The 24,757-nt window shown below is 51.4% G+C and carries 24 protein-coding genes, 2 tRNA genes and 3 riboswitches; of the genes, 6 read left to right on the top strand and 20 right to left on the bottom strand.

What is annotated here, in order from left to right:
- Positions 1 to 177: 177 nt before the first annotated feature.
- Positions 178 to 858 (top strand): queuosine precursor transporter, encoded by a 681-nt coding sequence (locus tag AC1BI1_RS10325; RefSeq protein ID WP_476717211.1) that lies wholly within the window; start codon positions 178 to 180, stop codon positions 856 to 858.
- Positions 855 to 1,235, top strand: coding sequence for a preQ(1) synthase (queF, locus tag AC1BI1_RS10320; protein ID WP_476717210.1), 381 nt, complete (start codon positions 855 to 857; stop codon positions 1,233 to 1,235). Before AC1BI1_RS10325 ends, queF begins: the two co-directional genes overlap by 4 nt.
- A gap of 67 nt (positions 1,236 to 1,302) precedes the next feature.
- Here the strand turns inward: queF and AC1BI1_RS10315 are convergent, their stop codons facing one another.
- From AC1BI1_RS10315 to modA, 16 genes are all read right to left on the bottom strand, one after another.
- Positions 1,303 to 1,482 (bottom strand): hypothetical protein, encoded by a 180-nt coding sequence (locus AC1BI1_RS10315; protein WP_476717209.1) that lies wholly within the window; start codon positions 1,480 to 1,482, stop codon positions 1,303 to 1,305.
- Positions 1,483 to 1,500: 18 nt separating this feature from the next.
- The gene (locus tag AC1BI1_RS10310) at positions 1,501 to 3,465 is read right to left on the bottom strand and encodes an oxidoreductase (RefSeq protein ID WP_476717208.1); all 1,965 of its coding nucleotides are present in this window, start codon (positions 3,463 to 3,465) and stop codon (positions 1,501 to 1,503) included.
- A 105-nt stretch (positions 3,466 to 3,570) separates the two neighbouring features.
- Positions 3,571 to 4,344, bottom strand: coding sequence for a fumarylacetoacetate hydrolase family protein (locus tag AC1BI1_RS10305; RefSeq protein ID WP_476717207.1), 774 nt, complete (start codon positions 4,342 to 4,344; stop codon positions 3,571 to 3,573).
- A gap of 200 nt (positions 4,345 to 4,544) precedes the next feature.
- Entirely contained in the window at positions 4,545 to 4,964 is a 420-nt protein-coding gene (gene ndk / locus AC1BI1_RS10300) for a nucleoside-diphosphate kinase (RefSeq protein ID WP_476717206.1), read from the bottom strand.
- Positions 4,964 to 6,919, bottom strand: coding sequence for an ATP-dependent zinc metalloprotease FtsH (gene ftsH, locus AC1BI1_RS10295; RefSeq protein WP_476717205.1), 1,956 nt, complete (start codon positions 6,917 to 6,919; stop codon positions 4,964 to 4,966). Before ftsH ends, ndk begins: the two co-directional genes overlap by 1 nt.
- A 78-nt stretch (positions 6,920 to 6,997) precedes the next feature.
- Positions 6,998 to 8,383, bottom strand: a complete 1,386-nt coding sequence (gene tilS / locus AC1BI1_RS10290; protein WP_476717204.1) for a tRNA lysidine(34) synthetase TilS — start codon at positions 8,381 to 8,383, stop codon at positions 6,998 to 7,000.
- Positions 8,384 to 8,488: 105 nt separating this feature from the next.
- A complete protein-coding gene (locus AC1BI1_RS10285) occupies positions 8,489 to 10,519 on the bottom strand; it encodes a SpoIIE family protein phosphatase (RefSeq protein ID WP_476717203.1) in 2,031 nt (676 codons plus the stop codon).
- 140 nt (positions 10,520 to 10,659) lie between these two features.
- A tRNA-Glu gene (locus AC1BI1_RS10280) sits at positions 10,660 to 10,734 on the bottom strand.
- 14 nt (positions 10,735 to 10,748) lie between these two features.
- Positions 10,749 to 10,825, bottom strand: a tRNA-Met gene (locus tag AC1BI1_RS10275).
- A gap of 99 nt (positions 10,826 to 10,924) precedes the next feature.
- Positions 10,925 to 11,863 (bottom strand): ABC transporter substrate-binding protein, encoded by a 939-nt coding sequence (locus AC1BI1_RS10270; protein WP_476717202.1) that lies wholly within the window; start codon positions 11,861 to 11,863, stop codon positions 10,925 to 10,927.
- Between the two features lie 69 nt (positions 11,864 to 11,932).
- A complete protein-coding gene (locus AC1BI1_RS10265) occupies positions 11,933 to 12,589 on the bottom strand; it encodes an ABC transporter permease (RefSeq protein WP_476717201.1) in 657 nt (218 codons plus the stop codon).
- Positions 12,570 to 13,745, bottom strand: coding sequence for a betaine/proline/choline family ABC transporter ATP-binding protein (locus tag AC1BI1_RS10260; protein WP_476717200.1), 1,176 nt, complete (start codon positions 13,743 to 13,745; stop codon positions 12,570 to 12,572). The genes AC1BI1_RS10265 and AC1BI1_RS10260 overlap by 20 nt, the downstream gene beginning before the upstream one ends.
- Before the next feature lie 77 nt (positions 13,746 to 13,822).
- Positions 13,823 to 13,964: riboswitch (cyclic di-AMP (ydaO/yuaA leader) on the bottom strand.
- Between the two features lie 145 nt (positions 13,965 to 14,109).
- Entirely contained in the window at positions 14,110 to 14,271 is a 162-nt protein-coding gene (locus AC1BI1_RS10255; protein WP_476717199.1) for a hypothetical protein, read from the bottom strand.
- 31 nt (positions 14,272 to 14,302) lie between these two features.
- Positions 14,303 to 15,433 carry an ABC transporter ATP-binding protein gene (locus AC1BI1_RS10250; protein WP_476717198.1) on the bottom strand — a complete coding sequence of 377 codons (1,131 nt, stop codon included), beginning with the start codon at positions 15,431 to 15,433 and terminating at the stop codon, positions 14,303 to 14,305.
- Positions 15,433 to 16,224: an ABC transporter permease gene (locus tag AC1BI1_RS10245; RefSeq protein WP_476717197.1), complete on the bottom strand. Its 792-nt coding sequence runs from the start codon at positions 16,222 to 16,224 to the stop codon at positions 15,433 to 15,435. The genes AC1BI1_RS10250 and AC1BI1_RS10245 overlap by 1 nt, the downstream gene beginning before the upstream one ends.
- Positions 16,225 to 16,242: 18 nt before the next feature.
- A complete protein-coding gene (gene modA, locus AC1BI1_RS10240) occupies positions 16,243 to 17,097 on the bottom strand; it encodes a molybdate ABC transporter substrate-binding protein (RefSeq protein ID WP_476717196.1) in 855 nt (284 codons plus the stop codon).
- 64 nt (positions 17,098 to 17,161) lie between these two features.
- A riboswitch (molybdenum cofactor riboswitch) is annotated at positions 17,162 to 17,318 on the bottom strand.
- Positions 17,319 to 17,497: 179 nt separating this feature from the next.
- Here modA and AC1BI1_RS10235 point away from each other — a divergent pair.
- Both AC1BI1_RS10235 and AC1BI1_RS10230 read left to right on the top strand, forming a co-directional pair.
- A complete protein-coding gene (locus AC1BI1_RS10235) occupies positions 17,498 to 17,926 on the top strand; it encodes an EamA family transporter (RefSeq protein WP_476717195.1) in 429 nt (142 codons plus the stop codon).
- 34 nt (positions 17,927 to 17,960) lie between these two features.
- Positions 17,961 to 18,854 carry a VanW family protein gene (locus AC1BI1_RS10230; RefSeq protein WP_476717194.1) on the top strand — a complete coding sequence of 298 codons (894 nt, stop codon included), beginning with the start codon at positions 17,961 to 17,963 and terminating at the stop codon, positions 18,852 to 18,854.
- 5 nt (positions 18,855 to 18,859) lie between these two features.
- Here the strand turns inward: AC1BI1_RS10230 and AC1BI1_RS10225 are convergent, their stop codons facing one another.
- Positions 18,860 to 19,291, bottom strand: a complete 432-nt coding sequence (locus tag AC1BI1_RS10225; RefSeq protein WP_476717193.1) for a DMT family transporter — start codon at positions 19,289 to 19,291, stop codon at positions 18,860 to 18,862.
- 147 nt (positions 19,292 to 19,438) lie between these two features.
- Here AC1BI1_RS10225 and AC1BI1_RS10220 point away from each other — a divergent pair, with 147 nt between their 5' ends.
- On the top strand, positions 19,439 to 20,374 hold the full coding sequence (locus tag AC1BI1_RS10220) for a L,D-transpeptidase family protein (protein ID WP_476717192.1): 936 nt from the start codon (positions 19,439 to 19,441) through the stop codon (positions 20,372 to 20,374).
- Positions 20,375 to 20,417: 43 nt separating this feature from the next.
- Here AC1BI1_RS10220 and AC1BI1_RS10215 read toward each other — a convergent pair whose 3' ends face one another.
- From AC1BI1_RS10215 to ade, 3 genes are read right to left on the bottom strand one after another with little or no spacing between them, the layout of a single operon-like run.
- Positions 20,418 to 21,002: an arginase family protein gene (locus AC1BI1_RS10215; protein WP_476717191.1), complete on the bottom strand. Its 585-nt coding sequence runs from the start codon at positions 21,000 to 21,002 to the stop codon at positions 20,418 to 20,420.
- A gap of 33 nt (positions 21,003 to 21,035) precedes the next feature.
- Entirely contained in the window at positions 21,036 to 21,179 is a 144-nt protein-coding gene (locus tag AC1BI1_RS10210; protein WP_476717190.1) for a hypothetical protein, read from the bottom strand.
- 30 nt (positions 21,180 to 21,209) lie between these two features.
- On the bottom strand, positions 21,210 to 22,994 hold the full coding sequence (ade, locus tag AC1BI1_RS10205; protein WP_476717189.1) for an adenine deaminase: 1,785 nt from the start codon (positions 22,992 to 22,994) through the stop codon (positions 21,210 to 21,212).
- A 185-nt stretch (positions 22,995 to 23,179) separates the two neighbouring features.
- A riboswitch (purine riboswitch) is annotated at positions 23,180 to 23,281 on the top strand.
- A gap of 137 nt (positions 23,282 to 23,418) precedes the next feature.
- Here ade and AC1BI1_RS10200 point away from each other — a divergent pair.
- A complete protein-coding gene (locus AC1BI1_RS10200; protein ID WP_476717188.1) occupies positions 23,419 to 24,735 on the top strand; it encodes an NCS2 family permease in 1,317 nt (438 codons plus the stop codon).
- Positions 24,736 to 24,757: the final 22 nt, after the last annotated feature.

Raw genomic sequence — 24,757 nt, 5'->3', positions numbered from 1 at the left:
TACCTTTTAATTATAGGGTTGCTTTTGTAAGATTATGTCAAGGCCCTCTACAAAATCGGCCACAACGCAGATGCCTCAGCTATATATTGACATATTCCCTTACGCCTGTTAATGTAAGAGTCGGCGTTAAGCCGGCGGTCGCAGCCACCCGCCTTAACAAAACAAGGAGTGATCTTTGTGCGTTACAAACTTTTTCCCTTCGTAATGGTAGCCTTCGTAGTGGTATTGCTCCTCTCCAACACTGTCGCCGTCAAGGTAGCAAGATTTGGCCCCTTCTATTTTGACGGTGCAGTAGTGTTATTCCCCCTCTCTTATATCTTCGGCGATATTTTAACTGAGGTTTATGGCTACAAGCGCAGCCGGATTGTAGTGTGGACGGGATTTATAGCCTGCTTATTTATGTCCTTGGTTTACTGGCTGGTAGGGATACTGCCTCCAGCGCCCCACTGGTCGGGCCAGGAGGCTTACCAACGGATATTGGGTCAAACGCCGCGGATAGTGATCGCCAGCCTCTTAGCCTTTTTCTGCGGCGAGTTCACCAACTCCTATATCCTGGCCAAACTAAAAATCTTAACTCAAGGCCGGTGGCTGTGGACCCGGACCATCGGCTCTACGGTAGTTGGTCAGCTAGTAGACACGACTTTATTTATTACCATCGCCTTTATCGGTATTTTGCCAGGAGCCGTATTAATGCGCATGATAATGAGCAATTATATATTTAAGACCACCTACGAAGCCCTGGCAACTCCGCTAACCTATACTATCACCGCCTGGCTTAAAAGGGTGGAAGAAGAGGATTACTATGACTATGACACCAACTTCAATCCCTTTAAGGTAAGCAGGGAGGATTTGGTATGATGGAGTTCGAAGCCTTAGGAAAGCAGGTACGTGAACCGCGCAGGAAATTAGAGGTTTTCCCCAAGCCGCCCCACGTGGAAATTGTTACTCTAGAGTCCGACGAGGTAACAAGCCTCTGCCCCGTAACAGGGCAGCCGGACTTTGAAACAGTAATAGTAGAATATGCCCCCAACAATCACTGCATTGAATCTAAAAGCTTCAAGCTCTACTTATGGAGCTTCCGGGAGGAAGGCATCTTTTGCGAGGGTCTGGCCGCTACCATAGCCAAGGACATCTATGAGGCCTGTCAACCCCACTGGTGCAAGGTAACTGTAATCCAGAAGCCGCGGGGCGGAATAAAAATAACTGCTTCTGCCCTGTATGGTGAACGCAAGTAGTAGAGGCAGGACGCTCGAAGCTTTTAGGGCAGAAGCAGCAGAGCTTATACGCTGTTGTAAATCATATTCACTTAGGGATTTTGGGGGAACCAGTTTTAAGGTCGTGGATAAATTTTTCCCTTTCGGACGCTATTCCCTCGGCCCGCCGCAGGACGTTGCGTACAAATTCCTGCCGCTTCTGCTCGAGCTCCTCTCCGAAAAGCTCGGCCTCGCGCCTTTGTTCGTCGCGTGGCTTTTCTTTTTTCATCGTAAGACCTCCGTTCCTTTATAATTCATGACCCACCCGCATGGCTTCGTAGACCGCCTGGGTTATCCTCCTGGGACTTATGGCATCGCCAATGACATAGTAGTCTATGCCGGAACCTTCCATCTCCTGGGCCAGGGTATCGTTAGCCCGGGAACCAACGGCCAGCACCACTGTATCAACCCCGGTTAAGCTTTCTTCCTGGCCGTTACGCTTATAGGTCACCCGGTCACTTTGAATAGCTGTAACTTCGGCCCCGGTAATTATTTGTACCCCCTGCTTCTTAAGGCGGTCCAGGAGCAGCGGCGCCACCAGAGGGCCGATGTCGCTGGCCACTTTAGGCAGCATTTCCAAGATAGTCACTTTATGCCCCTTCTCGGCCAGGTACTCGGCCACTTCACAGCCTACCAGCCCACCGCCTATCACCGCTACCTTGTTGCCCGCTTGTGCCTTTCCCCGCAGGACATCCCAGGAAGTTACCACATTGTGGCCCTGGACGCCAGGTATATCCAGAGTAGCCGGACGGGCGCCGGTGGCCAAAACCACTACATCAGGCTTTTCCTGGCGTATGGCCTCCAGGGTAGCCTCTTTATTAAGCTGCACGTTGATCTTGAGCTTGGCCATCTGCCCCACCAGGTACTCCCTGAAAGTAGCGATTTCCCCTTTCTGGGGAGAGGCCGAAGCCAGGGGTAACTGGCCACCCAGCTCCCCCTCTTTCTCCCAGAGGGTTACCCGGTGTCCCCGCAGGGCCGCTACCCGGGCCACTTCCATGCCGGCCGGCCCCCCGCCCACTACCAGCACCCTGCGCGGGCGTGCTGCCTTATCCAGGGGAAATTCGCGCTCCAAACCTGTGCGCGCGTTCACCGTACAACCGATGGCATGGTCCAGGAAAAGCTCATCGATGCAGGCCTGGCAGCAGGCAATGCAGTGTCGGACTTCGTCCAGCCTGCCTTCTACCACTTTCCGGGGCATCTCCGGATCCGTTAACAGTTCCCGGCCGAAAGAAATTAGATCCGCCTTCCCCGCGGCCAGGATACTTTCGGCCACTTCCGGATCGTTAATGCGCCCTACAGCTATTACCGGAATTTTTACCTCGGACTTGATGCCTTGGGCCAGGTCTGCCAGGCATCCCCGGGGAAGGTACATAGGCTGGATGATCCAGGAGGCCGTTTCATATACTCCGGCGGAAACGTGAAGGGCATTAATTCCTTCTTGTTCTAGCCGGCGGGCAAAAATTTTGGTTTCCTCTAAAGTGAGACCTCCGGGGACCTTTTCGTCGGCGCTCAGGCGATAGATGATGGGAAATTCAACCCCTACTGCCTGCCGCACGGCTCGCACTACTTCCAGGGGAAAGCGCATACGGTTTTCCAGGGGACCCCCATACTCGTCTGTCCGTTTGTTGGAATAGGGCGAGAGAAATTCATCAATAAGATAACCGTGGGCACCGTGTATTTCCACTGCATCAAAGCCCGCCCGTCTGGCCCTTTGGGCAGCAGCTGCAAAAGCCTCCACCAGCTGCCCTATCTCTTCTTTGGTCAACTCCCTAGGTGTCTCCCCGATAGTAGGGTCGGGTATAGGCGAGGGGGCTAAAAGGGGTTGCCCTGTCACGGCGGACTTGGACTGCCTGCCCCCATGGTATAGCTGGACGGCAATCTTGGCTCCCTGGGCATGGACAGCTTCCACCAGCCGGCGCAAGCCTGGTATAAGACGGTCAGAGTAAATGCCCAACTGGTTCTGGAAACCTTTACCGGAAGGGTGGACATAGGTTGCTTCCACAATGATCATTCCTACCCCGCCCCTGGCCCGTTCCTCATGGTAGGCCACCAGTCGGTCGGTTACTGAACCGTCGCCATAAGCATAATTGGTAACCATAGGTGCCATAACCATTCTATTTCTAAGTTGCAAGTTTCCTATCTTAATGGGGCTGGTTAGCAAAGTCAATGGCTGCAGTGTAACCTTCCTCCTCGCTAATAATTTAGGTTTCATGGTTATTATTCGCCCGGGGAGAAAATATTATTTTGCTACTTTAAAATTAAATGGCCTCCCGCCTTTCTTAAACGGGAGGCCAAGTAAAAGTCGGAAGTTGTGGGGTTATGGGGCAGCAACCGTATTTTCCAGGCTACCTAGATTCTCAATTCTTATCTCTATCCTGTCACCGACCTGCATACTCCCTATTCCTTCCGGTGTACCTGTCAAAATGACATCGCCTGGGAGCAAGGTCATAATTTGAGATATGAAGCTTACCAGGTAGGGGACGGAAAAAATGAGCTGGGAAGTTCTGCTATTTTGCTTCAGCTCCCCGTTTAGATAAGCCTGAATGGCCAAGTCCGCCACATCCACACCACGGACTATGCAAGGTCCTAAAGGAAGAAAAGTGTCAAAGGATTTGGCCCTGGTCCACTGCCCGTCCTTCTTTTGCAAGTCCCGCGCTGTCACATCGTTTCCGATGGTATACCCCCATATGTAATCGGGCGCTTCCCTTTCACTGACATTGTGGCAATATTTGCCGATTACTACCACCAATTCTGCCTCATAGTCCAACCGCCCCACCATGGGCCAGTAAATTATTTTTTCTCCCGGCCCTATTACGCTGGTAGAAGGTTTAAGGAAAATAACCGGTTCTTCCGGTATCGTTAACTTCATTTCCTCTGCGTGGCTTCTATAGTTAAGACCTACGCAAACAGCCTTACTGGGCTGGCAGGGTGCTAATAGTTTGACTTCCTCCAACCGGTACGTCTCTCCATTTTCCCGGGGAGAAGTGAAAATATCTCCTTCTAAGGCTATAATTGTGTCCTGTCTCAAGCGGCCATAGCAAGTTGCTCCTTTGGAGTTCAAGAAGCGCACGAATTTTTCTATTTCAGCCATATATACCCCCAGCCAGCACATAGAATTCAACAAGCTTTTCCTAGCCTGAAAACATGGTGAAAGCTCGCATCATTTTGCTTTGGTTCCTGGCCCAATCCCTATTTCACCCGGTTCTAAGCAGACCGGGCTGCCCGAAAAAGGCGCCCCTTTTTATACCCGTATTTTTGCTACTTTACATCCAGCCGCTTTTGGGGGTATTTCTATCCCTCTACCAGTTCCTCCGGCTGGAAATACAGAGCAATCTCCCGGGCAGCGCTGGCCGGAGAGTCAGCCCCATGGATTACGTTTTGTCCTGTCTCCAGGGCATAGTCCCCGCGGATGGTACCGGGAGCGGCCTCCTGGGGATTGGTGGCACCCATGAGCTTCCGCAGCCCCGCGATTACATTGGGCCCCTCCAGCACCATGGCTACCACCGGCCCAGAAGTTATATGCTCGATAAGTTCCGGATAAAAGGGTTTGTCTTTGTGCTCGGCATAATGCTTTTCCGCCATCTCCCGGGTGAGGCGGAGCATCTTTAAAGCTATGATGCGATAACCCTTGCGTTCAATGCGGCTGATAATCTCTCCTACCAGACCGCGGGCCACACCTTCGGGCTTTATCATACTAAAGGTGCGTTCCACTACCATACCCCTTTCAAGCAGAATAACTGATACGTCAGCTTAAGAAGAAGGTCTTTACTATTTTCAGGGTTAGTAGATTTAATACCCAACACAGGTACGGCTCCCGCTGATACCTGGTTGCCCTCGCCGGCGGGAGGCCGGAGGCTATTACGGTTATATTCTTCAATAATAGCTGTGAATTCCTCCGCTTCCAGGGTCTCTTTTTCCATCAAGGCTTTAGCTATGAGATGGAGCTCTTCCATATGCTCCTTGAGCATCTTTTGCGCCCGGTTATAGCATTCATCAATAATGCGCCGGGCTTCTTTGTCGATGGAGTAGGCCACAGCTTCGCTGTAATTGCGATCACGGGCAATGTCGCGTCCCAGGAAAACCGTCTCCTGTTTACGGCCAAAAGTCAAAGGTCCGAGCTCTTCCGACATGCCAAACTCTGTAATCATCTTGCGCACCAGCTCTGTAGCCCGCTCTAGATCATTCTGGGCGCCCGTGCTGATCTCGCCTAGCACTAGTTCTTCCGCCACCCGGCCGCCCAAGAGCATGGTAACCTGGTCAATTATTTGGGACTTGGTCATATAGCGCCGGTCTTCCTTGGGCAAAAGCAGGGTATACCCTCCGGCCCTGCCCCGCGGAATAATAGAAACTTTATGCAAAGGATCGGTATGGGGCAAGTAATGGCCTAACAAGGCATGACCGGCCTCATGATAAGCCACCAGTCTTTTTTCAAATTCACTGATGACTCGCGACTTCTTTTCGGGTCCCGCAATAACCCTTTCTATAGCCTCTTCCATTTCCTGCATGGTGATCTTCTTTTTGCCCCGGCGCGCGGCCAATAACGCTGCCTCGTTCACCATATTGGCCAGATCGGCCCCGGTAAAGCCGGGGGTTCGCCGGGCCAGCACATCCAGGTCGACGCTGGTATCCAGAGGCTTGCCCCGGACGTGTACTTTGAGTATTTCTTTGCGCCCGTTTATGTCCGGCACATCCACTACGATCTGCCGGTCAAAGCGGCCAGGCCTGAGCAAAGCGGGGTCCAAGATATCCGGCCGGTTGGTAGCGGCTATTATAATGATCCCTTCGTTGGGATTAAACCCGTCCATTTCCACCAAGAGCTGGTTTAAAGTCTGTTCCCGCTCGTCATGTCCGCCTCCCAGACCCGCTCCGCGCTGGCGCCCTACTGCATCTATCTCATCGATAAAGACAATACAAGGAGCATTTTTCTTGGCCTGTTCGAATAGGTCCCGCACCCTGGAGGCGCCTACGCCTACGAACATCTCTACAAAGTCGGAACCGCTTATGCTGAAGAAAGGCACCCCAGCCTCGCCCGCCACTGCCCGGGCCAGTAAAGTCTTCCCCGTGCCCGGCGGCCCGTAGAGGAGTATACCTTTAGGAATCCTGGCTCCCAGCTCATTAAATTTACGGGGATTCTTAAGGAACTCTACTACTTCCTGCAGCTCTTCCTTGGCTTCGTCGGCGCCAGCCACATCGGCAAAGGTAACTTTACGCTTATCATCTGGTGTATGCAAGCGGGCTCGACTCCGGCCAAACTGCATTACGCGGGAACCTCCACCTTGAGTCTGCTGCATCATAAAGAAAACCAGACCCACCAGCAATAGGATAGGTAGGAAGGTTCCCAGAAGGTTAGTCCACCAAGGCGGTTCCGGTGCCGGCAATGTCTTGGTGGGTACACCTTTACTGGCCAACCGGTCAATCAGGGTCGGAGAAGACGGGGCATTGACGGAAAACTTGGTACCGTTCTTCAAGATCCCTGTAATCTTATAAATATCCCTCTCTGGTGTAATAGTTACTTCTTGTACCTGGCCCTGCTCTACCAGCTGATAAAATCGAGTAAAATCTAACTCTTCCACCGCTTTGTCTACCGGTGAAGATATCCTTAAAATAGAAACAGCCAGCAGGACAATCAACAAGTACACGGCCAGGTTCTTAAAAATGCGGTTCAAAGATAGCCCTCCTCTCGCCCTGCCCCTTCATTCATTAGGTATATATTTTAGCATAAGGCAATTATGATTGCAATTTTGTTACGGTTCCAGCGCTTCCAACACCAGATGCAGAGCTTCCCGTGTCGCCGGAGTTATCTTAAAATCCTCAGCTATCCGTACCCCGGCTACCCAAATAATATTTTCTCCACACACTACCACCGGCAACCGTCGTCTTTCGGCTGCAGCAATGTCCGCATCCACAAAAAGATCCTGCAGTTTCTTGCTCCCTTTCATTCCCAGAGGGCGAAAACGGTCTCCCGGCAGCCAATTGCGAGCGATGAGAGGCCCTTTAAGCTTGCCCCAGTCCAGCCAGGCTTCATGGGGGGGAGAAGTAACATCTGTTGGAGGGGGCAACACTTCTGCCCTAATGCTCTTTGCTATTTCCGCTAAATGGGTTACGCCCGGCACTTTTAGGGGGTAGGCAAAAATCAAAGGCGAGGTTTCCTCTTTACGGGAGCGGCCCAAAGTCACTCTCTCTTTTTCCACCCACGCCCTTAAACCTTGGGGTAAGGTCAGGGCTCCAGTCCCCGCCCTCACCATTTCCCGCAAGCCCTCTATATGCTCAAACTCGGCCCCGCCACCCAGGGTCAAAACCAGCTGCCGTAAGATGCGGCGCTGAAGGGCGGCTTTCAAAGCCAGAAAACCTTCCCTATCTATTTTAATAAAATCCTCTCCTTGCTCCACTATTATCGGCGTCAGATTCTGTTGCGCCATTTCCTCCAAAAGTTCGTTTTCTTCGGCTAAAATAGCGGCTGTTCTCGCCAGAGCGAGCACAATACCAGGATTATATTCCCGGGCCAGCAGGGGTAGGAGCTCGTGGCGGATTTTATTTCGCCGGTAGGCTGTATCCAGATTAGTTACGTCGCAGCAGGGTTTTAGTCCCTTTTCCCGGCAATAAGCCTCTATTTCCGCCCGAGTAACAAATAATAAGGGCCTGATAATACCGTCCCGGTGGGGAACCATAGCCTTTAAACCCGTAAGCCCACTGCCCCGCAGCAAATTTAACAGGACAGTTTCGGCCTGGTCGTCAGCCTGGTGGCCCACGGCAATTTTATTAGCCCCTACTGTTTCGGCTACTTCTTGTAAAAAGCGGTAGCGCACTTCCCGCGCTGCCTCTTCCAGCGAGAGTTTATGTTTTCTCTGGTAGGCCCGCACATCCCGGGCGGCAATGGTGGCCGGCAATCCCCAGCTATCTGCCAGCTCGCGTACAAAAGCCGCCTCCTGGGCGGCTGTGTCTTCCCGCAAAAGGTGGTTAAGATGGGCTACGTGAAGGCAGACACCATACTCCCCTTGAAGGAGCACCAAGCAATGAAGTAGTGTAAGGGAATCCGGCCCGCCGGACACCCCTACCACTACTTTGTCACCTCTGGTCAACAGGCCATATCTATTTATGGTCTGGCGGACACGATCCAAAACCGACTCCATTCGTACGCCTTCCCAGCCTGTCTGCTTCTACCCCTTTATTTCGGCATGACGAGCTTTTTTCCTGCTGCTTGTGAAGTTTTTTCCTACTCCATCCCGCTTTATGTCTTAACTAATCCGGTCCAGGCGAGCCACAGCTACCAGCATGTCGTCCATGGGGGAACCGCCGGCCAGGGCAATAGCCTGTTTGAGCAGGCGTTCGGCCAGCTTTTGGGGTTCAGATTCTGTAGTCCGCTTCAACGCCGCCACCAGCCACTTATCCTTTTCCGCCAGGTCCCTATGCGCTTCTAATAGGCCATCGCTCACCATTACCAGCACATCCCCGGGTTGTATCTCTTCCTGGACCATTTCAATGGGGATATTTTCCAAAATACCTACCGGTAAAGATTGGGGCTTAATAGTTAATAGTCTATTACCTCTTACCAGGAAACTTGGGCAAGCCCCTAGTTTGGTAAATTCTCCCTGGCCCTCTACCAGATCAAGAACAGCCACATCTAGGGTGGCAAAACTTTCGGTTGAAGAACGCAAAAGGAGGACCATATTTACTAAACGTAAGGCCAGTTCACGGGGGAAGCCCGCAGATAACAATTCTTTCACCAGTTCCACGGCTGTCCGGCTCTCCATCCGCGCCTCCCGGCCCGCACCCATGCCATCGCTTAAAACCAATAAGTACCTGCCTCCCTCCAATGGAGCGGCCAGGAAGGAATCGCCACAGGCGAAATCTTGTTGACGAGCGCAAGAAGCAAAACCTATTTCCACTGCCAGCAGGGGTTCTTTAGTATATTCTTCGCGAGTGGCAGAAGTTTCTGAAGCATACTCCTTCAGCAGATTGCCCAAAGCTTGAAATTGGCTGGCCAGCAAGGAAGCCAGGCTAGAAACGGTCTTTTCCGGGTGCAGTTTTAGGGCCTGTGCTCCCAGCGCCGCCAGCAGTTCTCTCCCCCGTCCGCACCGCCCTTGTAACCAATCAGGGAGGTCGGCAGTTACCAAGCTGCCTTTTTCTCTCCTTAGTAGCAAGTCCTTAAGAGCAGCCGTTAACTTGTCTCCATCCAGCTCCCAGCATACCTTATTAGCCGGGCATCCCTCGCAAACCAAACGGGCTACCTGGCGTATAGCCATACTGGTACTGCCGGTACTAGCCTCCCCTGTCGTTTCTAGACTCTCTCCCACGCGTTTAAGAGCAGCGGCTACCTGCTGCCACCGTGAAAGGGCAGGGCTTGTTTTCCCCCCACGTACTTCCTTGCTTAAAAAAGCAGGAAAGAGCTTAAGCCACCTGGCTGGCAAAAGAAGGGCCAGCAGGGCAACAACACTGCTCTCCTTTAAAGCCAAATTGGCTCCCTCGGCTCCCAGGAAATAGCTCGAAAGCAACAGGTGGGCCAGGACAAAACCTCCCACCACACCGAGTTTGCCCAAGCTGTAAAAAGCACCCGCCGTTAGCCCTACTAGAGCCAGTAAACCTGCTAAAGCCGGGGCCGTCAGGGTGGTCAAACTGGGCAGAAAACCGAGCACGGCACCCATAGCTGCTCCGGACCCGGCACCGCCCACCAGGGCGGCCAGCAATATAAAGAACCGGCCCACTAAGCTCTGGAGGGACATGCCGGCTAGATGCCACCCTTCCAAGCCCAACAAAAGGCCCAAGGCAAAAAGGCTTAAGCCCAGCAATTGTTCTTCCCGGTGCCTGGTCACCTCTGTCTCCAGCCAGGCCAGGGCCAAGCCCCCCGCCAGGACAGCTTCAAAAAGGAGAAGTACCCAGCCGTAAAAGGAAGGTCCCAGGAAGGCCTGTCCTAAACCGCGGGTAAAAATGATTACGGCCGTGCCCAGGGCAGCCACGCTTATGTCCCTCTCCAAGTGCCGAACCTGGTAAATAGAAAAGGTTATTCCCAAAGCCAGGAAAACAGCCAGACGGCTATAACCTGCCAGGCCCTTCAGAGACCATAAAATGCTGGCCGTAGCCGTCAAGACTGCTGGCCAGAGAAGGCGCGGCCGGCGACCGGCTATGGCTATCACTGCCCCCGGACCAAAGGGCATCAACTCCCCCAGAAGAGTTGCCCGGGTTAAGAGAAAAGTGGCCAACAGCAGGCTTAAGCTGCCCATCCACCCCGTTATCGCAACCCTCGACATGCGCCGAGCACTGTCTGCCAATATATACCACCACCTTCAATACTCCTGGGCAAAATTATATCCCAGGCGGGGGTGCAATCTTTGTCGCCTTGGGAGAGGGGGGAAAGACAACTTTTCGACACAAAATAAAAAATCCCACCTCTCGGTGGGTTAAACTTGTATGGTGACCCGTGGGGGATTCGAACCCCCGTTCCCGGCTTGAAAGACCGGTGTCTTAACCCCTTGACTAACGGGCCATGGACCATAAAAATGGTAGCGGTGGTAGGACTCGAACCTACGACACAGCGGGTATGAACCGCTTGCTCTGACCAGCTGAGCTACACCGCCACCCGCGTTTATAATTATGCCCAAAACCCGCTTTGTTGTCAAGAGGCCGCACTTCTGCAGAATTCTTAAAGAAAAAACTTAAAACAGCCCGCGGCCTCTTCAGAGCAATCCCTTCTCTTTCAGATATTCCTTAGCTACGTCTGCAGGTTCCCTCTGCTCCACATCTACCTTGGCGTTGAGCTTGGCTATGGTTTCTTCAGTGAAAGAACCGATAAGCGGGGCTATAACTTCTTCGATTTTGGGATATTTCTTCAATACATCTTCTTTAACAAAAAGAACGGCATCATAGGGCGGGAAAAATTTAAGATCGTCTTCCAGCACTACCAGATCGTAAGCAGCAATGCGGCCGTCGGTAGAATAGGCCACAGCCGCATCCACATCGCCAGATTTCAAAGCCTGGTACATGAGATCATAAGCCATACCCACTACCCTTTTAAAGGAAAAGCCGTAAGCCTTGGCCAGCTCAGCCCAACCATCGCCTTTGCGTTCCTGGAAAGTGGGATCAGTGGCTATAGTCATATTCTTAGAGTGAGGTGCCAGGTCGCTGGCTTTTTTAAGCCCTAGCTTTTCGGCGGTTTCCCGACGGACCGCCAGGGCATAGGTGTTATTAAAGCCAAAAGGCTCAAAAACCTTCACCTGGAACTTCTCCTGGAACTTGTCGCGTACATATTCATAGACTTTCTTACGATCTTTCCATTCCGGTGTTACTTCCATCCCCAATATCCCGGTAAACTGGGTTCCGGTATAGCTTATATACATCTGGACGTCTCCTGTCTCTAGGGCCTGGTGCACGGCTGTGGAACCCTGAAAATTGCGCTTATGATCTACGCTAAGACTGAGTTTAGCTTCCAAGAGCTGTTTGATCATTTCGGCCAGTATTTGGGGTTCAGCGAAGTTTTGAGTTGCAATTACAATTTTGCTTGCAGTTTGAGTAGTGGCGGTACTTCCCCCGTCTTTCTGGCCACAACCTGTGAGGAGCAGCCCGGATACTAAAGCGAGAGCACCTGCTATACTTATTAATTTTCCTATGGTTCTCAATAAGATCGTCCTCCTTTAAACAATTTTTTACGCTGGATTACCCCCATTTTGGTTCTACATGACTGCCTTTTACAATTTTAGGCCCCGTGGCGTAAGCCAGTTCTCCACTTTGCCCAGGATAAAGTCCAACAAGAGAGCCATGGCTGCCGCAGGAATAGCTCCCAACAGGGTTAAGTTATTGTTGGCCATCCCCAGACCGGTCATAATGAAATCTCCCAGGCCGCCACCACCTACAAAAGCAGCCAGGGTAGCCAGGCCGACACAGATGACAGCCGCTGTACGGATTCCGGCCATAATAACGGAGAAGGCCAACGGAAGTTCTACCATAATAAGGATCTGTATTCCTGTCATCCCCATGCCCCTGGCCGCCTCCAGGATGCCGCTATCCACATTTTTTATTCCTGTATAGGTATTGCGTAAGATGGGCAAGAGGGAGTACAGGAAAAGGGCAATAATGGCCGGCTTGTTTCCGATGCCTGCACCCAGAGCGATGAGTATGGCCAGCATGGCTAGGCTGGGGACGGTCTGCATTAAGTTGGCAAAAGCCAGGGAAGGGGCCTGCACCCATTTGAAACGAGAGGCCAGAATACCTAGAGGAATGGCCACCACAGCCGCCAGAAATACGGGCAGCACCACCAGAAGCAGAAAATGTTCCCGGGTGAGGTCCCAAAACTTGGAGCTGCGTTCCAGGTAGGTATGCCACAGGCTACCCAGGGTAACTTCCATTTTGTTCTCCCCCTTTCATTTCTACAGTGTCCGTTGGCCACAAAACATCTACAAAGGTGCTGACCAGACTGGCATTGGTGAGCAACCCTTTTAAGCGGCCCTCTTCGTCCACCACGGGAAGCAGCCCGTACTTGCTTCTGGTCATAAGACGGGCGGCGGTTAAAACCGATACCTCGGGAGTTACTGTGTCCGAGACCAGCTCCATAAGCTCTTGAACCTTAGGCCTGTTGCCTACTGCCTGGATGCCCTTTTGCACACCCCGTGATGTAAGAATCCCTTTCAAAAATCCCTGTTCATCGATTATTAGCAAGCTATTAACCTGGTGCCTCTGCATTCTTTGAAAGGCTTCCGCCGCCCCCATGTCGGGTTTTCCGGTAACCGGACTATCCAGCATTATTTCCCCTACGGAAACCTCTTCGGGATGGCGCAGCAACCTCTTTTTCCCGATAAATTCTTTAACAAAATCATCCGCGGGATTGCGCAAGAGTTCTTCAGGAGAACCTATTTGCACAACTACCCCTTCCCGCATAACTACAATGCGGTCGGCAAGTTTTAAGGCTTCATCCATGTCATGGGTGACAAAGATTATGGTTTTATGGAGGGTATTCTGGAGCTTTTTCAACTCATCTTGGAGCTGCTCCCTGGTAAGGGGATCGAGGGCGCCGAAGGGTTCGTCCATGAGAATAATATCCGGGTTGGCGGCCAGGGCTCGTAAAACTCCTATCCGCTGCTGCTGGCCTCCTGAGAGTTCACGGGGATAGCGGTTCCGATATAATTTCGGGTCAAACCCTATCATCTCCAGCAGCTCATCCACCCTTTTTTCTCTTTCTTCTTTGGGTACACCGAGAAGGCGGGGAACCAGGCCTACATTTTGGGCAATAGTCATATGGGGAAAAAGTCCGATTTGCTGGATTACATAACCTATCTGGCGCCTTAGTTTAGCAGGAGGTATTTCGCGGATATCCCTACCGTTTATCAGTATCCTTCCAGACGTGGGTTCTATAAGCCGGTTTACCATTTTCAGAGTAGTTGTCTTGCCGCACCCGCTGGGGCCGATTAAAACTACCAGTTCTCCCCTCTGGATTTCTAGATCTAAGGATTTAACGGCGTATATGCCACCAGGATATGCCTTGCTGACATTTTCAAATTTGACCAACCCCCTCACCTCCCAAAGAACAAAAAAGCCCGAGAAGACCTCTCGGGCAACATGAATAACTCACCACATCACACACAGCCTTCTCTTTCCACGCTTACGAGGTTAGCTGACGGGCGCGGACCGAAAGATAGCCCTACTCCTAAAAAGGAGATTAGCCCCATTTATAAATTGGGTCCCCCGCTCTCCCCTATTACATGGGAGATTCAGCGTTTAAGCTAGATATATTTAGTTTTTCGAATATATTATAACAATTGCTGGGCAAAATTACAAGAACTTATTCCTTCGCCCGGCTTAAAAGGCATAGCCAGGGCTGCCCCAAATCCAAGAAGCCCTCAATATGCCCGTAACTGCCACCCCTTTCTCCTTAAAGGCTTAGGGCCAGGGCATTTAAAAAGCTCACGCCGGACTGTTCCCACCTGGCTGTTGCCAGTCGTGCCTTCCTTCTTAATTCCCAAGTAGCGGCGTAAACGATAAGTGCTGGTACCCACACGCTATTGGCCAGTTCCTTTACCAGCTTGTCCTTCACCATTCCTCTCCTCACTTAGCCAGTTTACGCCTTACTGTCGGCCTTGTTCCCAGGATGCCGAAGCAACCGGTTCCTCGGGTAAAACCCACAGGCAATCCTTCTTCAGGGATACTTCCACTGTAAAGCCCACACTTAGCCCCATATCTCGGAAAACATAACTGGGTATCTCCAGTTCCACCGTTTCACCGGAGCCTTCCAGAGTAAGGAATACCAAGTAGCTGCCGTAGCTATCGAAGATGTTGGTGACTCTCGCCGCAAAAACGTTGGCCTGGACTTTGGGGCGCAAGGGGCGCCCTTGGCGAATAATTACCACCTCCCGGGGGCTTATGCCAAAGACTACCCTCTGCCCTTTGGCTATATTGTCCCTCCAGGGCAATTCACAAACAAAACCACGGGAAGTTTTGGCGAGCAAGGAAACACCCGGGTTGCTATCTATTATGAGGCCGGTGAACAAATTGCGGCCCGCAAAAAGCCTGGCCACTCCCAGAGTAGCCGGGCGATAATACACTTCTTCCCGCGTTCCCACCTGTTGCAATTTCCCTTCCAGCATTACACCCAGAATATCGGCCAGCAAAAAAGCTTCCTGCAAGTCATGGGTAACATGAATAACCGTGGTCTGTAAAGTATTAAATACTTCTTTGAGGTAAAGCACCAGCTTTCTCCGGATAAAGCTGTCCAAAGCAGAAAAAGGCTCGTCCAGCAAAATAACAGAAGGCTCTACCAGCAAAGCCCGGGCCAGGGCCACCCTCTGTTTCTCGCCGCCGCTTAAATTCACAGGGGATGGCCTGTCCAGCAAGTGTTCAATCTTGAGGAGCTCGGCGAGCTCTTTCGCTTTAGCTTGTGCCTGGTGGAAAGGAAGCTTGCGCGCCCGGGCGCCGAATAAAATATTGTCCATTACGGACAGATGGGGGAACAGGGCCAGGTTTTGAGGTATATAGCCGATCTTCCTTTCTTCGGGCAAGGCCCGGGTAATATCGCGCCCCTCAAGGGTAATAGAGCCCTTCCGCACCCGGTGAACGCCAGCAATAGTGTCCAAAAGGATGGTTTTTCCCGAACCGGAAGGACCTACAATAACCAGGCATTTTCCCCGTTCAACTTGAAAAGATATATCTTGTATGCGGAACCCCTGTACTTCTACTTCTACACCAGACAAGCTTAGCATTACGCATAGGCTCCTTTTCCTCTGTTAAGGTAGCGTACCAGCAATAATACCAGGCAGGATATGAGCAGGAGAATCCATATCAACACTATGGCCTTTTCTATCTTTACGCTGGCTAAATTTAAGTATATGGCTATGGGAAGAGTTTCTGTCTTAAATTTAGTGGCACCGGCCAGGGTGACCGTAGCACCGAATTCGCCCAGGGCTCGCGCCCAGGCCAGGATAAAAGCCGAAAGTATACCGGGCCGCGCCATGGGCAAAGTTACCCGCCAGAAAGCTCCCTGTTGGCTTTCCCCCAGAAGGCGCGCTGCTACTTCATAGTGGGGATCAATCCCATCGAACACCGTTTTGATCAGGCGTATGGCCAGGGCTAAAGTAATGGTGGTCTGAGCCACTATAATACCGGCTACACTGAAGACTACCTGTATCAAGTATCTCTGGAGCCAGAGACCTAAGGGCAAATTGAAAAAAATAAGCAGTACAGCTCCCAAGGCCACGGGCGAGATGGCGGTGGGTAAATCCAGAAGAGTGTCGATCAGAGTTTTACCCCGAAAATTGGCCCGGGATAAAAAATAAGCTATAGGAGTGCCCAAAAACACGGCTAGACCAGCAGAGATAACCGAAGTCTTGAGGGAGAGGGTGATAGCAAACAATATTTCCCTGTCCTGGAGGCTCTCCAGCAAGACTCCCAGGTTTAAATAGGGTATCTGGGCCGCAAAGAGCAGCAAAATATATGCTATAACGATACCCAAAATGCCCGCTGCTGCTATACTAAAAGTATCCATCTTTCTCATGGATCGGCCTTTTCACCTTTACCATTGGGACTGCAAACGATACTCCCCTCCTACCGGAGCCCGGGGAGCCAATTTGCGCGCTTCTTCTTCTGTAGTTAAGTAGCCCCATTTTTTAAAAATGCTTTTGCCTTCATCTGAAGTCAAATAATCTATAAACTGCTGGGCAAGGTCTCTCTTGGCAGTGTAATTAGAAATAGCCACGGGGATATAACCAATTCTCGCCACTTTCTCCGGGGGCAAGTAGATGGTTTCAATTTTATCCGGGTCCCAGGAAGCAAAAACTTCCCAGCCCAGTACCGCATCTACCTGCCTTAATGCTACCAGGTTGGCCACCTTTTCGCAACTCTCTGCATAAGTAACAATATTTTTCTTAACTTGGCTGTCCAGGCCAGCCTTTTCCAATATTTCCGCTGCGTAAAGGCCTACGCATACCGTATCCGGCCGGGCCAGGCCTACTTTTACTCCTGGCTTAGCCAGATCTTCTAGCTCTCGGATATTCTTGGGGTTGCCCTTAGGAACATTAATAGCGGGAACTAAGTACACTACTATCCTTTCCGTCTCCGCTGCCACTACTCCTTCTTTCTTGGCTAGCTCCATAAAATCAGAAGATCCCGGCAGGTAAATGTCCCCTTGCTTGCTCAGTTTCATCTGGGTTAAAACCGTTCCAGAACCTCCAAAAGTAAGGTTTACTTTTATGCCCGTCCGGGCCTCAAACTGCGCGGCAATTTCTTCTAAAGGCGGCTTGCTGGCCGCCCCGGCAAATACTTTAATCTCCCGCCCGGAAGGTGAATCCTTATCCTTGCCGCCGGAGCAACCTGTCACCAGTATGCCCGCGAAGAGTAACACTATCCATACCCACCGCCTGCTCTTCACTATCCAATCCCCCTGAGGTTATTAAAATAAAAACCCCGGCTCGCAAAGGATACCGGGGTCTCGTCCACCCAGCTTATTTTCTCCTTTCCGAGCAAAGGGAGGCACGCCCGTTTCCAGGCATACCCCGTGGGCTAATGATTTAGCCCAGGCCGGATGACCGTAGACCTCCATAACTTCGCCTTGGGTCCTTAGGTGCAACCGGCTCGGAGAAAGATTTTTGATTTTATAATATATTATTGCCTTAACGCAGTCAAGAATCTGCAAATTGCCACCTTGGGGACAACCTAACACCAACCAATATCGAAGGCTAAGAAGAGTCCAACGGTACTAGGCCGCAGTAATTCATAACCAGTTCTACCTGAGGGAAAAAACGAATAGTTTCTCCTAGGGGGTGTTAGGAATGAATCCCCTTATCTTCGCCCTGCTAGGAGCTTTATGCTGGGGTATAGCTCCTGTTTTTGGCAAACTCGCTTTGCTAGAAGTATCTGCCGTAGCCGGGTTGATAGCTCGCACTTTCCTGGCAGGCGGTATAGTAGCTCCCTGGGTGATTTACCGGGGAGGCCTAGGATATCTTTTATCCATACCCTTTAAATCCTGGTGTTTCCTGGCTGCCGAGGCTTTCTTCACCGCTGTAGCCGGCGACCTGGCCTATTACAACGCCTTAAAACGCGGCCAGCCGGGTGAAGTAAATTTAATTGTCGCTTTTGCTCCTTTCATTACTCTCATCCTGTCTGCCCTTTTTTTCGCCGAAAGGGTTGGCTGGAATAAATTAATAGGCGGGATGCTCATTTGTCTGGGAATTGCTCTGGTGAGTTTAGGAGGAAAGTAAGAGACCACCTGCCCAGAGGTGCGGTCCCTTGCGTATGATACGTATTCTTAGCCTGGCAGTTTTTATTATTACAGGATTGTGGCTGGCCTGGCCCTGGCTCCGCTGGACTAAAGGCTGGCAAGGAGCCCTTTTTCTTTCGTCGGGTACTTCTCTGCATAAAACAGACGAAGAATCCTTAGATGATAAAGCCCTGCCCTGGGCCGGAGATAAAACTGTGGAAGAATTTTTGCAAAAGCACAATACTCCTATCCTCGTCGCCTCCTACCATGCCAGTCTACCCGATCCCATCCTTTGGGAGGCATATAATGTGGCTCTGGCGGCTAAAAGGCTCGCCGGCACAGTTCTTAAACCTGGGGAAATCTTCTCCCAGAATAAGCTTTTAGGTCCCTACACTAAAGCCCGGGGTTATCGAGAGGGCCCTATGTTTTCCGGCAATAAAATCGTTCCCAGCGAAGGCGGCGGGGTATGTAAAATTGCCTCGGTCCTGTATAATGTAGCCATCCTAGCCAACCTGGAAATCATTGAGCGCCACCCCCATTCTTTAACTGTGCCCTACGTCCCCCCTGGCCAGGATGCTACTGTTGCTTATGGCTTATATGATTTCCGCTTTCGCAATAACACCAGCGGCCCCCTGGTCATCTGGGCTGACACCGTGGGATATACCCTTTATATTGCCTTTTATGGCCGCGAAAAGCCTCCCAAGGTAACCTGGCATCATGAAGTCCTGGAAAAAATTAAAACCTGGACCGAATATAAATATAATCCCTTCCTACCCCGAGGAACAGAAAAAGTAATCTTCCCCGGTCAAGACGGTATTACTGTGCGCTCCTGGGTGATTATTGAATATCCTGATGGAAAAATTATTCGCAAAGATTTGGGTATCAGCCGCTATCAGCCCAGCCCCCGCCTGGTAGAACGAGGCCCTTGAAGCCCTCAATTGAGCATTAAGCGCGCACCGGTGGCCAAAAGGATCAGGCCCACTGCCTTCCACCAGGTAAAAGGAATCTTATCCAGGCCGAAGAGCCCCCAGTGGTCGATGATCAGCGCCATGGTCACCTGACCTACTATGATAGCTGTGGTGGCCAGAGCTACCCCTACCTTGGGAATGCTGGCCACCACTCCATAAGTGATAAGAACTCCGATTAGTCCTCCCAGAAGCAGATACCAGGGAGCTTGGATGATTCTCGTTAAGCTCCCGGGGCTGAGAGGGAAAAAGAGCAAAAGGGTTACCGCTATGGTAGCTGTAAGATGCACTACTAAAGTGGCCTGAAGAAGGCCGGTGATTTTAGCCAAAGCGGAATTGAGGGAACCCTGGACAGCCATGGCCACCCCGGATATAAGGGCTAAAAGGAGGGCAAAAAACATTAAAATTGCTCCTTTATTAATCGAGTTCCTTTAGTTTAGTATAACCTCTGCGGGCTTGGACCTTACACTACATACATAGGAAATGCTTTTTTAAGGTCACAATATAAGGTGAAGTCTCGAGGATTTGCCCAGGAAGGAGAAAGAAGGGTGCGCCTTTGTCGTTTTATTGCCCTTTCGCTGCTGATACTTATATTTTTACCGCATGCTGCTGTCTTGGCCTATAACCGCTGTAACTGCGACGGAGATAACCGCACTCTTAGGTTAACCGACCCGCCTCTGGAGGGGCAAGATGTAACAGAACTGCAATTACTCCTAGCCCGACTGGGCTATTATTTTGGCCCGCCTACCGGGATCTATGACCGGATGACTTTCCGGGCAGTTATCAATTTTCAGCGTAGCCAGGGGCTTGTGCCTTCCGGGGAAGTAAACCCTATTACCTGGCAGGCTTTAGGGGCTAAGCCTAAGCACGTAACCCAAACCAAACCCCCGGAACCGCCTCCCGGCAGCAGTATAAAAATCCTGGTGGATACCGATAGATTAATCCTCCAGCTCCTTGTCGACGGTCAGATCTTCCGGCAATATCCCATTGCCATCGGTAAATATACTACCCCTTCCCCGGTGGGGGAATGGAAAATAATCGATAAAGCTTATGAAAGCGGAGGGCCCCTGGGCACCCGGTGGATGGGCCTCAACGTCCCTTGGGGAAACTATGGCATTCATGGTACCAACCGCCCTTGGACCATTGGCTGGGCTGCTTCGGCCGGGTGTTTCCGCATGCGTAACGAAGATATCGAAGAGATCTTCCCCTGGATTCCCCTAGGGACACCGGTAATAGTTAAGGGCCCCAGGGTAACACCCAGGGGGCCCTTACAGCCGGGCACTACTTCGCCCGAAGTGGTAACTCTACAGGCCCGTTTGCGGGAAAAAGGTTTTTATCTTTTCGGCCCTACTGATGGTTATTATGGCCAGATGACTACTTTGGCGGTGAAGCAATTTCAGCTTATGCAAGGTTTAAAGCCGACCGGCGTAGCCAACCGCGAAACTCTAGAGGCATTAGGCTTTGAGGTGCCGGCTTCCCCCTAGGTTAGCATCCGCCGTTAGCACCGCTTCCTATCGCGCTAAGGTATTAAGCGGACATGTTCTCCATTCCGCGCCACTCTCGCTTAAAAAGCGCCACCAGCCTTAAGTTAATCTCTTCATTAGCCGCTATCCTTTTAGCCTCCACCGGCCCCAGGACAACCGAGGAAGGACAAATTTCTCCGCATACATCCATGCCTATTATTCGGGCCTTTTGCCTTAAGGAGCTTAAGAAGGCAAAAATTTGAGGTATGGCCAGCTTGCCCTGGTCCCAGTTTGTCCAGGCGAAGGGAGAGGCTAATACATCCTTATCGAGGGAAATATACACTTCCTGGCCCGCCAGCTTCTCGGATATAGCTCTAGCTGCTCGGCCAAAAGCAAAATAAGGGTACATTTCCAGCTTGCCAACTTCCTCAGCCGGCAAGGCCGCTGGGCTGTCGGATTTAAGGCCCAGGATATAGACCACCTGCACCTGGGGCAAAGCCAGGGCTTCACGTAACCAGGAACCACAGGTGACCACACCTGGAAGGGCCGGGTACATATCCATATGCCAGTCCAGGACCACTAAATTAAATTTTACCGTTATGCTCTTAAGTAAAGCCAAACTCAAGTGATGGTAATCGCCGCTGCCCAAGAAGACCAGGCCCTGCGAGGCCCCAGAGAGCTTTCAGCCTAATTTGTCCAAGCGTTCACGAGCGGTCATAAGACGCAAATTGCCTACAGTAGTTAAGTCCAGCAGGCCGTCTTTGGCCTTCAGCAATCTTTTCTGGTAAAGGAGCGAACCATCCGTGTTGACCAACCACACCTTCATTCGGTTTCGCACCCCTTTTTGATTTAATAATTACTCCACTATTACGGGCACAAACTTGAAATCCACGGTATCTACCAGGCCCCGGTTAGTGAGGCGCAGCTCCGGTATAACCGGTAAGGAAAGAAAAGCCATGGTCATGAAAGGCGACACGAGTTTACAGCCCAGTTCCCGCGACATCTTTAGCACTTCCTCTACTTGTTTGGCTACTACTTCCACCGGCTGGTCGGACATAAGGCCAGCTATAGCCAGGGGAAGAAGCGCCAAGATCTTGCCGTCCCCTACTACCACCATACCCCCACCGCATTCCGCCAGGGTATTGCCCGCCAGAGCCATATCTTCATCATTCATGCCCACAATGAGGAGATTGTGGCTGTCGTGGGCTACGGTAGAGGCCACCGCTCCGCTTTTTATACCAAAGCCCCGGACAAAACCCAATCCTATAGTGCCGCTGGCCCGGTGGCGTTCTATCACCGCCACTTTAGCTATATCGCGCTCCGGGGAAGCCTTTAGCTGGCCATCCTGTACTTCCAGCTCAGCGGTAATGTGCCGGGTAAGAATACTTCCCTCAATGGCTTCGATGACGCGCACCTTAACCTTGTCTTTTCCCAGCGGAGCTGCTAGGGTGAAATGGGCTGCGGTCAGGGCTTCCTTTAGATGCACTGAATTCCTGGCCGCGACAGGATAGTTAACCGGAGGCAGTTCTACAGTTAGCTTGCCACCTTCCGCCACTATCTGGCCGGCCACCATAACCTTTTCTACCTTAACAGAGGCCAGGTCGGAAAGGAAGACAATGTCAGCCCACCGCCCCGGGGCAATGCTGCCTAAGTCCTGGGATAATCCGAAGCATTCGGCAGTATTTATAGTGACGGCCTGGAGGGCAGTTATGGGGTTCAGCCCTCTACTTATGGCCCTTCTTAACACATGATCCAGATGCCCCAGGGATAGCAAGGTTTCAGGATGGGTATCATCGGTGACCAAAATGGCCCTGCGGGCATCAATGCGGTTTTCCGTCAAGCTTTTGACCGTCTCGTGGATGTCACGCGCCGCCGAGCCTTCCCGCATCATAGCGTACATGCCCAGCCGCATGCGGGCCAGGGCATCTATAGCCCTGGTGGACTCATGACAACAGCAGATACCGGCCGCCGCATACGCAGGCAAACCTTTTTCCGTCTCCAGCAGGGCATAATGGCCGGTGACCGGCTTCCCCGCTTCTAGGGTAGCTCTGATTTCGCCATGAACGGCCTCATCCCCGTTAAGGACGCCCGGGAAGTTCATCATCTCTCCCAGGCCGATTATATTGTCCCATTGCATGGCCGTGGCTACTTCTTCCGGACCAAAAGACGCTCCGGCATCTTCCAGGCCGGGAGCGGCCGGGACGCAGGAGGGCATGGTAGCATACACCCTTAGAGGAAGGCTCCGTCCTTCTTCCAACATCATTTTAACACCTTCCAGGCCCAGGACATTGGCTATTTCGTGAGGGTCCATAAAAATGGTGGTGGTACCATGGGGTAAAACGGCCCGGGCAAACTGGGTAACGCTGACCATGCTGCTTTCCACATGGAGGTGTCCGTCCAGGAAACCGGGAGCCAAATAATAGCCCTCGGCTTCAATCACTTTAGTTTCAGGGCCAAGGCAATGGCTCACCTCGCCTACTGTAGCAATACGGCCCTTCTTAATGGCAATATCCCAGTTCAAGATCTCCCCGGTAAACACATTTATAACTTTCCCACCGCGAATTACCACATCGGCTGGAAGCCTTCCGGTAGCGGTAGCTACCAGCTCCTGGGTCATAGCTGCCAAGGGTCTGTTCAACATGTTCCCGCTCCTTTCTTTTACGGGCTATTTAGTGCTATTTAAAGCATAATTTAATTTGTAAAGGTATGTCAATGCGGATGAAGGTCCCTTTAGTAGGTCTAATTTTAAAATTCTTACAGGCCTGAAGCAGGAATTTTTGTTTAAATAGCAAATAAATAATATTAGTTAAGGACAATTTAACTGTAACTGCTATTTATACCTGTCTTCGTATATCCCCAGTAATATGGTCTGGGGGTCTCTACCAGGCAACCGTAAATTGCCCGGCTACGAAGGCGGGCCTTAAATCAAGGCCCAGCCAGCTAGCCGGGTAAATTATTTTAGAGAAATAATTGCTGGAAGGCAGGTGGTAGCCAAATATGATTGTCTGCTAAATGGGGGAGACTTTAATTAAGGATCAACTTTTGGAAGAGGAGGTCTTTCACTTATGTCCGGGTATGAAGGATTTCTGGAGCGGACTTTTAAGCTAAAGGAAAACAATACCACCGTCCGCACTGAAGTACTGGCCGGTTTTACTACTTTCATGACCATGGCCTACATCATATTTGTAAATCCAACCATATTGAGCAACACTGGTATGGATTTTGGCGCAGTACTGGTAGCTACCATACTGGCCAGCGCGGTAGGTACTTTAATCATGGCCTTTTTGGCCAATTATCCCATTGCCATAGCTCCGGGCATGGGGTTAAATGCTTTCTTTGCTTTTACCATCGTCAAGCAAATGGGTTATCCCTGGGAAGCAGCTCTTGCTGCTGTGTTCATGAGCGGTGTTATTTTCATCATCTTGACCTTAACCAAGGCTCGGGAAGCCATTGTCAACTCCATTCCTCTCTCCCTAAAACTGGCTATCAGCGCCGGTATAGGCCTCTTCATAGCCCTCATCGGCCTACAGAGCGCAGGTATAGTAGTATCCAATCCTGATACCTTAGTAAAGCTAGGCAACCTCCACCAACCCTCGGTATTGCTGGCCATCGTGGGACTTATCATTACCTCTGCGCTGGTAGCCCTGCGCATCAAGGGAGCCCTTTTGTTGGGTATCCTCATCACCACCCTGTTGGGCATACCTCTGGGGATTACTAAAGTAGAAGGTTTGAAAATATTGAGCCTCCCGCCCAGCCTCTCCCCCACTTTCGGAGCTTTCAGCCGCGGCTTGGGCAATCTCCTGGCAGCAGGAATCATACCTGTAATCTTTACCCTAACTTTCGTGGACCTCTTCGATACCCTGGGGACTCTGATCGGGGTTAGCAGCAAGGCAGGGCTCTTGGATGAAAGGGGTCACCTACCTCGGGCAGGGCAGGCCTTGATGTCCGATGCCATTGCCACCACGGTAGGTGCCATATTGGGAACCAGTACCTGCGTGGCCTACATCGAAAGCGCTTCAGGGGTAGCGGAAGGTGGGCGGACCGGTTTAACCGCCCTGGTAGTGGCTTTGCTTTTTCTAGCGTCCCTGTTCTTCTCTCCCCTAGTGGGCATGGTCCCGGCGGTGGCCACGGCGCCGGTGCTGATTATTGTAGGCATTTTCATGATGGAACCCATAATGAAAATCGATTTTAGCAATTTCCTGGAAGCAGCTCCGGCCTTTTTGACCATAGCTATAATGCCCTTTACTTATGATATAGCCGAGGGCATCGTATGGGGCGTGTTAGCTTACGTATTCTTACACTTGATCACCGGTAACACCAGAAAGATCAGCGTCACCATGTGGGTCCTGGCCGTACTGTTCGTTATCCGCTTCTTCATTTAAAGGCACAAAGTAGTCGGAGCAG

This window comes from Thermanaeromonas sp. DSM 22490 (genome assembly GCF_056378755.1).
The sequence above is the reverse complement of the archived record's forward strand: the minus strand, read 5'-3'. Positions and strand labels throughout refer to the sequence as shown.